The sequence below is a fragment of the Legionella quateirensis genome (genome assembly GCF_001467955.1).
Classification (GTDB): Bacteria; Pseudomonadota; Gammaproteobacteria; order Legionellales; family Legionellaceae; genus Legionella; species Legionella quateirensis.
This window is the reverse complement of record NZ_LNYR01000012.1, coordinates 650360-663668: the sequence shown is the minus strand read 5'-3', so window position 1 is coordinate 663668 and position 13309 is coordinate 650360. Positions and strand designations below refer to the sequence as shown.

Genomic DNA, 13309 nt, shown 5'->3' with positions numbered 1-13309 from the left:
TTCCTAGTTCCAGTTAGGTGTTTCTTTATTTAAAAATGCATGAAGACCTTTTTGTCCTTCAGCGGAAACTCTCTTTTGAGCGATGAGCGTGGCAGTGTAGTAAACCAGTTCTTCATCGATGGGTTTATTAACAACATATCGAACCAATTTTTTGGACATTGTAACTGCCTCAGGGGCATTATTACTTATTTGTTTGGCATAATTGAGTGTAAAGTCCAATAAACTATCCTCTGGAACAAGATGCTGCACTAAATTCAGGGATAAGGCTCGTGCCGCATCAAAAATTTCAGCGGACATAAACATCATTTGTGCGGCTCGCTCCCCAATAGCTTTTACAACATAGGGGCTTATAACTGCAGGAATCAATCCTAATTTAGCTTCAGAAAAACAAAAGCGGGCAGTATGTGCTGCTACGGCAATGTCACAGGCAGCTGCAAGTCCTGCTCCTCCACCAAATGCAGATCCATGTATCATGGCAATTGTCGGTTTGCTGCTTTGATTCAACGAATACATTAAGTTAGCCAGTATCATCGTGTCTTTTACATTTTGTTCTTCGTCGTACCCAATCATGCTTTGCATCCAGGCTAAATCTGCGCCGGCACAAAAGTGTTTCCCATTTGCTTTAAGTACAATAACCCGTACTTTGTCATTGTTGATTGCTGAGTCAAGCTGAACTTGCATCTCGGCAAGGAGATGATTATCAAAGGCATTATGTTTGCTTACTCGATTTATAGTTAATAAACAAATCTGATCCTGAATTTCATTAAGAAGGTCGCTCATGAGTTTAATCCCTGTTACATACGAAAAACGCCAAAATGCGTGGATTCAATTGGGGCATTTAAGGCTGCCGATAAACCAAGTCCCAGAATCATTCGTGTATCCTGAGGAGCTATGACTCCATCATCCCAAAGTCTTGCACTGGCATAATAGGGGTTGCCTTGCGTTTCATATTGAGATCGCAGTTGATTTTTAAATTGTTCTTCTTCTTCGGCAGGCCAGACTTTACCTTGTTTGGCATATTTTTCACTGTTGACCTGAGCGAGTACGTTAGCTGCCTGTTCTCCTCCCATGACTGAAATACGCGAATTAGGCCAGGTCCAGATAAAGCGTGCATTATAGGCGCGTCCACACATGGCATAATTACCGGCACCAAAACTTCCGCCTACAATAACAGTAAATTTGGGTACATTGGCATTAGCAACAGCGGTAACCATTTTAGCGCCGTGTTTTGCTATTCCGGATGCTTCATATTTGGAACCTACCATGAAACCGGTTATGTTTTGCAAAAAGATTAACGGAATTTTACGTTGGCAACACAGTTCGATGAAGTGACTTCCTTTTAATGCGCTTTCACTGAATAAAATCCCATTATTAGCAATGATTCCTACCGGATATCCGTATAAATGGGCAAAACCACATACCAGTGTAGTTCCAAACAGCGCTTTAAATTCATCGAAATCTGAACCATCAACCAAGCGAGCAATGATCTCCCTTATATCAAAAGGTTTTCTTGGATCAGCAGGAACAATACCATTGAGTTCCTTAGTATCATAAAGTGGTTCAACGGATTCAATACGTGTAATGGATTCAATTTTTTTACGATTTAAATTGCCTACGGCAATTCGAGCCAGATGTAGGGCGTGCGCATCGTTTTCTGCATAATGATCAGCAACTCCAGAATGTCTGCAATGAACGTCTGCTCCACCTAATTCTTCAGCGCTGATAACCTCACCCGTGGCCGCTTTAACCAATGGGGGACCTCCAAGAAAGATTGTTGCCTGATTTTTCACCATAATGGATTCATCTGCCATCGCTGGAACATAGGCTCCACCTGCAGTGCATGAACCCATGACAACAGCAATTTGAGGTATATTTCGCGCTGACATTTGAGCTTGATTATAAAAAATACGACCAAAATGATCTCGATCTGGAAAAACCTCATCTTGAAGAGGCAAAAAAGCACCGCCAGAATCTACGAGGTAAATACAGGGTAAATGATTGATCTGAGCGATTTCCTGGGCTCTTAAGTGTTTTTTGACGGTTAGTGGATAATAGGTTCCACCCTTAACTGTTGCATCATTGACTACAATAACGCACTCAGTACCTGATACACGGCCTATGCCTGCAATGATCCCGGCGGCAGGAAGGGTATCATTATATACCTGATAGGCTGCCAGTTGGGATAGTTCAAGGAAGGGACTGCCAGGGTCTAATAATTGGTGCAGTCTTTCTCGGGGCAGTAATTTGCCATGTTGCAAGTGGCGGGCACGGGCTTTCTCGTCTCCTCCGAGGGAGATTTCATTGATTCGTGAACGTAGTTCATCAACCAATGCCTGCATTGTTGCTTGATTGTCTTTAAATTCCTGACTTCCAGTGTTGATTTGACTGATTAGTTGTGCCATGCCTGAGTCCTTAACGAATCAAAATAACGCTCAAAACGATGATAGTCCAGATTACCCAGACAATAGCAATAAAATGAGGCATTTCACGACCTTTGATTACTCTGTATAGAAGCGCAGGTATCCCCGTAATGATGATTGGCATTAACATTAACACCAAAACTTTTCTTATAATTAATCCCCAGCCGGTCTGACTGAATATTGGGGTTAATTTTAAGTTTACATAAGTGAAAAACAAATCTATATAAACAATAAGAAGGTGAGCGTATCTCGAGAAGACTACTATCAGAACACTGAGCAGTAGATAAATAAGACTTTGTCGTAGCATGTACATCCTTTATTTTTATTAGTAACGATTCGCCATGATTCTGAAGGCATGGTGAATGTTAGGGTGTGTTGACAATTCATCAATTTATTCCCAACGTCCCGCGGCTTGTTCGCGGGATCCATGAATTCAGTATCATTAACGAACATTATGTATTCATCAAGATCGAACTGGATCCCGCGAACAAGTCGCGGGACGTCGAAATCGGAATTGTCAGCATATCCTAGTGCTTTTATAATAGTTCAATAGCCATGGCTGTAGCTTCACCACCACCTATGCATAAGGAAGCAACACCACGTTTTTTACCTTGTTGTTTCAATGCATGCATCAAAGTAACCAGTATGCGTGCACCAGATGCTCCTATTGGGTGACCCAAAGCACATGCGCCGCCGTGAATATTAACCTGTTCTGGATTTAATTCAAGCTGAGTTATTGCTGCCATGGTCACTACTGCAAACGCTTCATTTATTTCATAAAGATCGACATCACTCTGATTCCAGGATGCTTTGTTCATTACTTTACGAATAGCGTCTACAGGAGCAGTGGTAAACCATTGTGGTGCCTGAGCATGACTGGCATGGGCAACTATCCTTGCCAAAGGTTTGACACCGCGTTTTTCTGCATTGGCTGCGCTCATCAAAATAAGGCTAGCCGCACCATCTGAAATAGAACTGGAGTTTGCTGCAGTAACGGTGCCGTCTGATTGGAATGCTGGTTTTAATTGAGGAATTTTTGCCAATTTTGCTGCATCAGGACCTTCATCTACACTTACGGTGATGTCTCCTTTACGAGTAGTTAAGGTGACAGCGGCAATTTCTTCGACAAATGCCCCACTTTCAATAGCTTTCAGTGCGTTTGACATAGAACGGATTGCAAACTCATCCTGTTGTTCTCTGCTGAAATTGAAATGTTTGGCCGTTGCTTCCGCAAAACATCCCATTAATTGTCCTCTCTCGTATGCATCTTCAAGTCCGTCAAGGAACATATGATCTTTTAATTCACCATGACCCAAGCGATAACCGGATCGTGCTTTTGCCAATAGATAAGGCGCATTACTCATGCTTTCCATTCCGCTTGCCAGGATCACCTGAGCTGAACCAGCCTTGATTAAATCATGTGCCAGCATCGCGGCTTTCATCCCAGAACCGCACATTTTATTGATGGTTGTTGCGCCAGCTGAATTAGGTATACCTGCTTTGATTGCAGCTTGTCTCGCTGGTGCCTGACCTATACCTGCCTGCAGGACACAACCACTTATGACTTCATCTATTTCAGCAGGAGCAATTCCTGACTGTGCCAGAGCTGCCATATGTGCTACAGCCCCAAGTTCTGGTGCTGAAAGAGCGGACAGAGTACCTAACATTCCGCCCATGGGAGTTCTTTTTGCTGCAACAATTACCACATCATTCTGTTCCATGTCACTATTCCTTATGCTGTTTCTTTAAAAAGTTCACGACCTATCAACATTCTTCTGATTTCAGAAGTACCGGCTCCAATTTCATAGAGTTTAGCGTCACGTAACAATCGTCCTGTTGGGTATTCATTAATATACCCATTACCACCCAGAGTTTGAATTGCCTGAAGTGCCATTTGTGTCGCTTTTTCTGCAGTATATAAAATAACACCTGCTGCGTCTTTACGACTTACCATACCGTTATCGCAGGCTTTTGCTACGGCATACAGATAAGCTCGGGAGGCGCTAAGTTCCGTATACATATCGGCTAATTTACCCTGAATAAACTGAAACTCCCCGATAGCCTGATTAAATTGTTTGCGTTCATGTACATAGGGTAGAACAACATCCATGCACGCCTGCATGATACCGACCGGACCCGCAGCCAGTATGGTCCGTTCGTAGTCCAGGCCACTCATTAAAACCCGGACACCCTGGTTAAGTTCGCCGAGAACATTTTCTACAGGAACTTCACACTGCTCGAAAACCAGTTCACAGGTATTGGAGCCTCTCATTCCCAGCTTGTCTAATTTTTGCGCCGTTTTGAATCCGGCCATACCTTTTTCGATAAGAAAAGCAGTAATACCTTTACTGGCCGCGTGTTTGTCCGTTTTAGCATAGACCACTAAAACATCGGCATCGGGTCCATTGGTAATCCACATTTTAGTGCCGTTAAGGATGTATTTATCACCGTGTGACTGTGCCTGAAGTTGCATACTGACTACATCAGAGCCTGAGTTTGATTCACTCATGGCGAGGGCGCCAATGTATTCTCCGCTTATTAGCTTAGGCAGATATTTTTCTTTTTGCGAATTGTTTCCATTTAAAAAGATTTGATTGACACATAAATTAGAATGAGCCCCATAACTTAATCCCACAGAGGCCGATGCTCTGGAAATTTCTTCCATTGCGATCGCGTGAGCCAGGTAGCCCATATTGGCTCCACCGTATTCTTCACTGACCGTTATACCTAATAATCCTAAATCGCCCAATTTGCGCCATAAATGATTTGGGAAGGTATTCGTTTCATCAATTTGAGCTGCAAGGGGAGCGATTTCTGTACGGGCAAACTGATGGACCGTGTCTCTTAACATGTCATAGGTTTCACCCAGTTGATACTTTAGTCCGTTGTGCATGGATTATATCCTGTTGATTGTACAAATACACAAGACTATACCCAATCGATTCGGCCTTGTCTATTCACTGACAGTTTCTAACACAGTGTATTTTAAAAAGACTCTTTACCCAGGTTAAAAAATAACCTAATCTTAAGCCGGAGCGAAACTTAATTGATTGCTATAAGTTTTTCCTGAATTCAGAGCAGGTTAATCTGCAATTAAATTGAGCACAGAATTCGGGTTTATATAGGAGAGTTGCTCATGCGTAAACTGGTTTTATGGGGTCACGGTGTTGATGAATATCGAGAAATGTTTGATTTGTCAGACAATGAGATTAATTCCAAAATTCTAGAATATGGATGTGGACCTAGTGCGGTGAATTCTCAGATAACTCAAATGAATAATCAGGTGGTCAGTTGTGATCCTTTGTTTGTTCTGGACAAGGATACTTTATATTCAAAGTCAGTGATGATTTTTTCTCAAATGGCTGAAGAAATCAAATCCGAGCAGGAACATTTTGATTTCAGTCGAAGCGGTAGTTTTGATAAGTTGCTTGCAGAAAGAAAAGTGGGATTTGAACAGTTTTTTGCTGATTATATAAAAGGCAAGACTGAGGGAAGGTACCTTGGCGTTACCGATTATCATTTGCCTTTTGCAGATTTTACATTCGATTTTGCTCTATGTTCACATTATTTATTTGCTGATCTGGACGATCAAACCGTAGATTTTCATTTGAACGTGATCCGTGAACTGGCTCGAGTGGCAAAGGAAGTCAGGATATTTCCATTAATAGATAATGACGGACAAACCTCTTCATTTCTGGGACCAGTATTATTGGGTCTTCAACAAGACAATTATGGGATCGAAGTTCGCGAAGTCGCTTTTCATTTACAAAAGTCTGGAAATGCCATGTTAAGAGTCTGGGCCCAGCAATGTATCGTATAACGTAAGTAGGGAACCGAATGAAACAAAATCCCTTTTCCGGAGTATTTATATGTATTCGATGATACGTCCATTGCTTTTTAAACTGGACGCTGAGACAGCTCATCAATTAGTGCTATCCACCCTTGATCACATGCCAGGGTGGTGTTTCAATAATATTGAAGGTAAGTCAGTCCATGCTATGGGACTTCATTTTCCACATCAAGTTGGATTGGCTGCAGGTCTCGATAAAAATGGAGACCATTTGGATGCCTTGGCTAAACTTGGATTTTCTTTTATTGAGGTCGGAACAGTCACTCCAAGACCACAGAGTGGCAATCCAAAACCGCGATTGTTTCGATTGCCTGAGGCACAGGCCATCATTAACCGAATGGGCTTTAATAACCAGGGAGTAGAGGCTCTGGTTGCCCATGTTAAAAAAGCTAAATACAAGGGGATTTTAGGGATCAATATTGGTAAGAATAAAGATACCTCCTTGACTGATGCTGCGAAGGATTATTGTTATTGTTTACAAAAAGTTTATGAGCATGCATCCTACGTAACCATCAATATTTCTTCTCCTAACACTCCTGATTTACGGCAGTTACAGAAGGGGGATTATCTTACTCAATTGTTATCTCAATTGCATAATGAACAAATCAAATTAGAAGATCATTATCAGCGTCATGTACCCTTGGTTGTTAAAGTTTCCCCTGATGAAGATGATGAAACATTAAAACTAATGACTGAAGTGATCTTGAATCATGGCATTGAAGGGATTATTGCTACGAATACGACCTGTACACGTGATTTGGTCAAGAACCTGCCTTATGGAGAGGAACAGGGTGGATTGAGTGGAAGACCAGTAGAAGAATTATCGACTCATTGTCTGACTTTATTAAAAAAGTATGCAGGTGATGCTATCACTTTAATCGGAGCAGGCGGTATCGTTAGTCCTGCCAGCGCTCAAAGAAAAATTGCAGCTGGAGCATCATTGGTACAGCTTTATACAGGATTAATTTATCAAGGCCCAGGATTGGTGAATCGAGTAATTGCAGGATTGAGTGGCGCATGATGTATGTTACTAAAGAATTGACTGCGCGCATGGAAGCGTGCATTAAACAAACCCATATAGAAGTTACCAGACAATATGCTCACGGAACATTCTTGGATGTTAACGGAGGTACCGCGTGTTTTTCTGGGTTTGATTCATTTTTATCCCAGGTAGTTGGATGGGGGTTTCATACGAAATCCAGATACTTTAAGACGGAAATTGAACTTATAGAAAATTTTTATAAATCCCTTGCGCATTCGCGCGTTGATATTGAGTTATGTCCCTATGTTGGTAATGATTTAATGATTTTCCTGAGTGAACGAGGATATGCAGTAAGCGAAATAAATAATGTTTCGGTATTGGATTTGTCGTCCTTGAAAACAGGGGAGCATTTAGATAGTCATTATACGATCAGGGAGGTGTCATCCATTGAGGTGGATGAATGGGCCAAAAGAGTGGCTATGGGTTTTGGTTATCCCGAAGCACAAGAACAGTTTTCTCATTATGCGAGAGCCAAAGGGATTCGTGCATTTGCTGTTTATGATGAGGATCAGATTATTGCTGGAGCAACCATAGCCATGCATGGAGATGTCTGTGATTTGGGAGTTACCAGTACTTTACCTGCATTTCGAGGTAAAGGTTTGCAAAAAAAATTGTTGTTGACCCGATTACAGTATGCAAGACAACATGGATTAGCTATAGCAACAGTAACAACTGAACCAGGAACGATCTCTGACTTGAATGTACAAAAGTCTGGATTTCGGTGTGCCTATACCCGTATTAAATTGACCAGAAGCGACCTGCCTTAATAGATTGTGCTTCATACTTGGGTATGATGATAATTCAGATTTCGACCGCTTTTGGTTCACATTCCTCCTTCCTGATTAAATTAGACTATAATTGTGTTATTGGCGATCCAACTGGTTTAATTGCGTTCTTCAGGGGCTTATATGGATATACAAGCATTCCAATATATTCTAGGACAAGGATGGAGTTTAAATACATTTCCTGATCTGGATTCAGAAAATACATTAGTGATGGTTTTCGCATCTCCGGAATTTATAAATCATGTTAATCCGATTATTGAACTTGCAAATTTTTACTCCAAGTCCAAGTTAATTGGATGTTCAAGTGCTGGTGAAATTTTTGGCTCCAAAATATTTGATCAAAGCCTGTCAGTCGTTGTTGTACGATTTAACACTACCTTATTGAAAATTGCCAAAGCAAAAGTAGAACATGTCACGGATTCAAACAGCGCAGGTATTTCAATCGCGCAACAGTTAAAAGACACGGAATTGAAGAGTATTTTTGTCCTATCTGATGGGTTGAGCGTTAATGGTTCTGAATTGGTTAAAGGTCTGAATACTGTTACAGAAGACAAAGGTTTAGTTATAACAGGTGGTTTAGCTGGTGATGGCAGTGATTTTAAACAAACATGGACCATCGTTGGCGGAGAAATTCTTACAAATTATGTCGTTGCTGTGGGGTTTTATGGTTCTCATATTCATGTTGGACATGCCTCAAAAGGCGGTTGGGATAAATTCGGTCCGGTCAGACGTGTGACTCGTTCAGAATCCAATATTTTGTATGAACTGGATTATCAACCTGCTTTACAATTGTATAAAGAATATTTGGGTGAAAAAGCGTCTGAATTACCTTCTTCAGGATTACTTTATCCTTTGGCAATCAATGAAATTGATGGTAACGAAAGCATCCAACTAGTACGTACTATTTTAGCTGTCGATGAGAAAGAACAATCGCTGATCTTTGCTGGAGATATCCCTAGCGGATGCTATGCTCAATTAATGAGAGCTAATTTTGATCGCCTTATTGATAGCGCTAATGAAGCTGGGCAATTAGCCAATCAACGAATGATGAATGATCATTTGGCAACTATCGGCCCATTGTTGGCTATTGATATCAGTTGTGTCGGGAGACGATTACTCTTGGGTGAGCGAACAGAAGAAGAGATTGAATCAGCGTTGATTTCTCTGCCTAAGGGTTCAACTCAGGTTGGTTTTTATTCATATGGTGAATTGTCACCCTACACGGTTGGTAAATGTGAATTGCACAATCAGACCATGACCATTACAACTTTTTATGAATACTAGGAGCTAATCTCTATGTGCAGGGGCTTGTTCTTGCAGACCTGAAGTTCTCTGGATCTTGGGATCTCAGGAATTATTTAATCAATTGCGAACAGAACACCAGGAACATGATGTTTTGAACTGGTTCAAAAATATGGGTGTATATGGAATTTCATAAACTATTATTAAGACAACTTGAAAAAGTATCTGTTTCGGTTGATAAAAAACCTGAAACGGATGAGCAATGGCTTGCCTTCCTTAAACGGATTAATAACTCCTACAATGAAGCAGACCAGGAACGGTATATGCATGAGCGTTCAATGGAAATTTCATCTCGAGAGATGATGAGCCTGAATATGAAGCTTGAAAATGCTCAAAACATAGCGAAGCTCGGCTACTGGACCTATGATGGCATCGCGGATCATGTGATTTGGTCTAAAGAGTTGTTTTTCTTATTTAATCTCAACCCTCTGGATAAAGCGCCGACTTATAATGAATTCATCGAGTTGGTGCATAAAAAAGATCGTTATGAGCTGGTTAACAAGATCGAGACAGCATTAAGTGATCGAATAGATTATGAATGCGATGTCAGGGTACGAAATCCTGATGGTGAATATCGATGGTATAAGATCGCAGGCCGTTGTCGTGAAGGTGAAAAACAGCTTGAAGGTATTGTTATGGATATCCATAACGATAAGATCGCCGAGGAAAAAATTCAGGAGTTGAATAACCAGATTTCATCAACTGCTCGCCGAGCCGGAATGGCCGAAGTGGCGGCAATTATACTGCATAACATTGGTAATATATTAAACAGTTCCAATGTGTCCATCACTTTAATAAAAAACCGATTGAATCAACAATACAAACAAAAGTTATTAAAAGTATTGGAAATGCTTCTTCAACATGAGAATGATTTGGTTGCCTATTTGGTCAATGACGAAAAAGGAAAATTAATTCCCCAATACCTTGTATCGCTTTCCAAACTTATTTTAGAAGATTATAAAAAAAATCAATTAGAAGTGGACAATCTTATTAATGATCTGAGACATATCTCTCAGATTGTTGACATGCAAAAATCTGTAAGTGGTACATCCAGTTTAATAGAGAAGGTTTATTTACCAGAGATAATTGATATTGCATTAAATATGTCTATGAATACACCAATGACTGAATCAATAGAAATTGTAAAAGAATTCGAGGAGTGTCCTTTAATTGATACCGATAAGTCTAAATTATTACAAATAGTGGTGAATATTATCCAAAATGCACGCGATGCGCTACTACATAGCACATCAACCCATGCTAAAGAAATTGTGATTACGATTAAAAAAATCGATGCTGAATTTGTTCAGTTATCAATAAAGGATAATGGAGTAGGTATTAATCCCGATAATTTAGATCGTATTTTTTCTTTTGGGTTTACCACTAAAATCAATGGACATGGTTTTGGATTGCATAGTGCGGCACTATCCGCTAAAGAAATGGGCGGATCGCTTTTAGCTGAAAGCTCGGGAGAGGGTGAGGGCGCTCAATTTATTTTATCGTTACCTACAATAACAAGCTGTCGCGGGTATAAAGGAGGTTCTAATGAGTGATGTAGAACTTCATATTATGATTATTGATGATAATCCAGCGATTCATCAGGATTTTATTAAAGTCTTAACTTCTACAACTCGTGTTGAAGAAGTCAGTGATTTGGATAAACAGTTATTTGATGATGACTTACCTGGGGTAGTCGATTCTGAATTGTTTAATTCTTTGCCTAAATTTATTTTTGAAACGGCCTATCAAGGAAAAGAAGGCGTAGAAAAAATAAAAAAATCGCTTCTGGAAGGTCTTCATTATTCATTAGCATTTGTTGATATTCAGATGCCTCCGGGTTGGGATGGTATTGAAACCATCAAACACATGTGGAAAGTTGATCCGGATATTCAAGTAGTCATATGTACCGCTTATTCTGATTATACCTGGGAAGAAACTGTTAAAGAGCTGGGAATTGGTGATAACTATTTAATTTTAAAAAAACCTTTTGATTTAGTTTCAGTGCGACAGCTTGCCTGCGCCTTATCCAGGAAATGGACGCTGGCACAAGCTGCTAAAAGAAACACTGAAATGTTACAAAACACCATAGAGCAACGAACTGAATCGTTGCAGCAATCATTGTCTCTGTTGCGTTCGACCATTGAATCGTCTGCAGATGGAATCCTGGTAGTCGATTTAAATCGCAAAATCATTGATTATAATTCCAAATTTCAACAGGTTTGGAACATCCCTCAATCCATGCTGGACACCAAAAACGGTGAGCTGGTCAGGGACTATATGCTCAATCAAGTTCAAAAAGCCAATAATTATCTGAGCCAAATTAATCATCTAGAGAAGGCGATTGATGAGGTGAGTAGAAATGTAGTGCATTTGAAAAATGACACAATCATGGAGTGTTATTCACAACCTCATCGATTGAATAATATTACTATTGGGCGAGTATGGAGTTTTCGAGACATTACTGAGCGGGCAAATCTGGAGAAAAAACTGGAATATCAAGCGTCCCATGATATGTTAACTGGATTACCTAATCGCTCATTGTTAACAGATCGGATTCAACATTTAATTGAGTATTCACAACGTAATTCAAAATGTTTTGCAGTCCTGTTTTTTGATTTGGACCGATTTAAATTAATCAATGATAGTCTGTCGCATGAGGCTGGCGATAATTTGTTAAAAATGGTAGCTATGCGATGGGAACATCTTTTGCGGAAAGAAGATACCATCGCGCGCATTGGTGGTGATGAGTTTGTTATGATAGTTCGTGATTTTTCATCAGATGAGAGTGTCATTACCGTTGTTGATAAAATCATACATTCTCTTAAAGAACCATTCAGGCTTGCTAAACGTGATGTGATTATTACAACCACAATTGGCATTAGTCTTTATCCTAAAGACGGTTCTACGGTAAATGATTTAATAAAGAAGGCCGATTTGGCAATGTACCAGGCAAAAGAACGAGGTGGTAATCAATTTCAATTCTATAATGAACAATTGAATGATCATGCAGAGAAAACTTTAAAACTTGAGACGGAACTTCGTCAGGCACTTGTTAACAATGAGTTTAGAGTTTTTTATCAACCTCAATTTGATATGGAAAAGAGAAGTTTATTATCTGCCGAGGCTTTAATCCGTTGGCAGCATCCTCAAAAAGGCTTATTGCTGCCTATCGACTTTATTCCTACTGCTGAAGTTTGTGGGTTAATAGTACCTATAGGCGAATGGGTAATTGACCAGGTTTGTCAGCAGATAAAAAGATGGCACGATAAAGGATTACCTTGGGCTAGAATAGCCGTTAATGTCGCAACCCAACAATTAAAACAAGTTAATTTTGATACGGTAATTACAGAGATACTAAACAAATATCAGATTGACCCACAGTATTTGGAGTTGGAAATCACCGAGAATGTAGTTATTACTAATTTGGATATATTCCAAATGATTAATAAACTAAAGGATATAGGTCTCAAAATTGTCCTTGATGATTTTGGAACAGGAAATTCCAGTTTAAACTACCTTAAACATTTAAATATAGACCGATTAAAAATCGATCAATCCTATATCAAAAACATTACTTGTTCGCGAAGTGATGAGGTGATTATTGAAGCAATAATTGCCATGGCTCGCAGTTTTAATTTTAAAGTGCTTGCTGAGGGTGTGGAAACATCCAATCAAATGAACTATTTGAAAAAGAAAAATTGTGATGAAGTACAGGGTTATTTATTCAGTAAACCAATATCAGCCAAGGCACTTGAAAAATTTTTAAAGTAGAACTGTCTGGATAATGACCTTGTCTATCCACTCTTCAGTATAAACTTCCGTCATTGCGAGCAACGCGAAGCAATCCAGAGAGGATCTTTATTGGATGTCTGTTCTGGATTGCTTCGCGTTGCTCGCAATGACGGGCATA

11 protein-coding genes are annotated in these 13309 nt (G+C 39.9%); 6 read left to right on the top strand and 5 right to left on the bottom strand.

Translation table 11 applies throughout. The features are described 5' to 3' along the window. Positions 1-3: 3 nt before the first annotated feature. The 5 genes from Lqua_RS07365 to Lqua_RS07345 all read right to left on the bottom strand — a co-directional run bounded on the left by Lqua_RS07365 (position 4) and on the right by Lqua_RS07345 (position 5313). The gene (locus Lqua_RS07365; RefSeq protein ID WP_058473622.1) at positions 4-780 is read right to left on the bottom strand and encodes an enoyl-CoA hydratase-related protein; all 777 of its coding nucleotides are present in this window, start codon (positions 778-780) and stop codon (positions 4-6) included. 14 nt (positions 781-794) lie between these two features. After that, positions 795-2402, bottom strand: a complete 1608-nt coding sequence (locus tag Lqua_RS07360) for a carboxyl transferase domain-containing protein (RefSeq protein ID WP_058473621.1) — start codon at positions 2400-2402, stop codon at positions 795-797. Positions 2403-2412: 10 nt separating this feature from the next. Further along, entirely contained in the window at positions 2413-2727 is a 315-nt protein-coding gene (locus tag Lqua_RS07355) for a hypothetical protein (protein ID WP_058473620.1), read from the bottom strand. Between the two features lie 229 nt (positions 2728-2956). Then, on the bottom strand, positions 2957-4141 hold the full coding sequence (locus Lqua_RS07350; protein ID WP_058473619.1) for an acetyl-CoA C-acyltransferase: 1185 nt from the start codon (positions 4139-4141) through the stop codon (positions 2957-2959). Positions 4142-4152: 11 nt separating this feature from the next. Next, positions 4153-5313, bottom strand: coding sequence for an isovaleryl-CoA dehydrogenase (locus Lqua_RS07345; protein ID WP_058473618.1), 1161 nt, complete (start codon positions 5311-5313; stop codon positions 4153-4155). A gap of 243 nt (positions 5314-5556) precedes the next feature. On the opposite strand from Lqua_RS07345, the gene Lqua_RS07340 reads away from it, so the two are divergent. From Lqua_RS07340 to Lqua_RS07315, 6 genes are all read left to right on the top strand, one after another. After that, positions 5557-6240, top strand: a complete 684-nt coding sequence (locus tag Lqua_RS07340; protein ID WP_058473617.1) for a class I SAM-dependent methyltransferase — start codon at positions 5557-5559, stop codon at positions 6238-6240. Positions 6241-6289: 49 nt separating this feature from the next. After that, positions 6290-7291: a quinone-dependent dihydroorotate dehydrogenase gene (locus Lqua_RS07335; RefSeq protein ID WP_058473616.1), complete on the top strand. Its 1002-nt coding sequence runs from the start codon at positions 6290-6292 to the stop codon at positions 7289-7291. Next, entirely contained in the window at positions 7291-8079 is a 789-nt protein-coding gene (locus tag Lqua_RS07330; protein WP_172459547.1) for a GNAT family N-acetyltransferase, read from the top strand. Before Lqua_RS07335 ends, Lqua_RS07330 begins: the two co-directional genes overlap by 1 nt. Positions 8080-8220: 141 nt before the next feature. After that, positions 8221-9381: an FIST signal transduction protein gene (locus Lqua_RS07325; RefSeq protein ID WP_058473614.1), complete on the top strand. Its 1161-nt coding sequence runs from the start codon at positions 8221-8223 to the stop codon at positions 9379-9381. Positions 9382-9521: 140 nt separating this feature from the next. Next, positions 9522-10952, top strand: coding sequence for a sensor histidine kinase (locus Lqua_RS07320; protein WP_058473613.1), 1431 nt, complete (start codon positions 9522-9524; stop codon positions 10950-10952). Further along, positions 10945-13170 carry an EAL domain-containing protein gene (locus tag Lqua_RS07315; protein WP_058473612.1) on the top strand — a complete coding sequence of 742 codons (2226 nt, stop codon included), beginning with the start codon at positions 10945-10947 and terminating at the stop codon, positions 13168-13170. The genes Lqua_RS07320 and Lqua_RS07315 overlap by 8 nt, the downstream gene beginning before the upstream one ends. The last annotated feature ends 139 nt before the right edge of the window (positions 13171-13309 follow it).

Coding starts and splice junctions, on each gene's coding strand:
- Lqua_RS07365 (WP_058473622.1), bottom strand. CDS start 780: ATGAGCGACCTTCTTAATGAAATTCAGGATCAGATTTGTTTATTAACT.
- Lqua_RS07360 (WP_058473621.1), bottom strand. CDS start 2,402: ATGGCACAACTAATCAGTCAAATCAACACTGGAAGTCAGGAATTTAAA.
- Lqua_RS07355 (WP_058473620.1), bottom strand. CDS start 2,727: ATGCTACGACAAAGTCTTATTTATCTACTGCTCAGTGTTCTGATAGTA.
- Lqua_RS07350 (WP_058473619.1), bottom strand. CDS start 4,141: ATGGAACAGAATGATGTGGTAATTGTTGCAGCAAAAAGAACTCCCATG.
- Lqua_RS07345 (WP_058473618.1), bottom strand. CDS start 5,313: ATGCACAACGGACTAAAGTATCAACTGGGTGAAACCTATGACATGTTA.
- Lqua_RS07340 (WP_058473617.1), top strand. CDS start 5,557: ATGCGTAAACTGGTTTTATGGGGTCACGGTGTTGATGAATATCGAGAA.
- Lqua_RS07335 (WP_058473616.1), top strand. CDS start 6,290: ATGTATTCGATGATACGTCCATTGCTTTTTAAACTGGACGCTGAGACA.
- Lqua_RS07330 (WP_172459547.1), top strand. CDS start 7,291: ATGTATGTTACTAAAGAATTGACTGCGCGCATGGAAGCGTGCATTAAA.
- Lqua_RS07325 (WP_058473614.1), top strand. CDS start 8,221: ATGGATATACAAGCATTCCAATATATTCTAGGACAAGGATGGAGTTTA.
- Lqua_RS07320 (WP_058473613.1), top strand. CDS start 9,522: ATGGAATTTCATAAACTATTATTAAGACAACTTGAAAAAGTATCTGTT.
- Lqua_RS07315 (WP_058473612.1), top strand. CDS start 10,945: ATGAGTGATGTAGAACTTCATATTATGATTATTGATGATAATCCAGCG.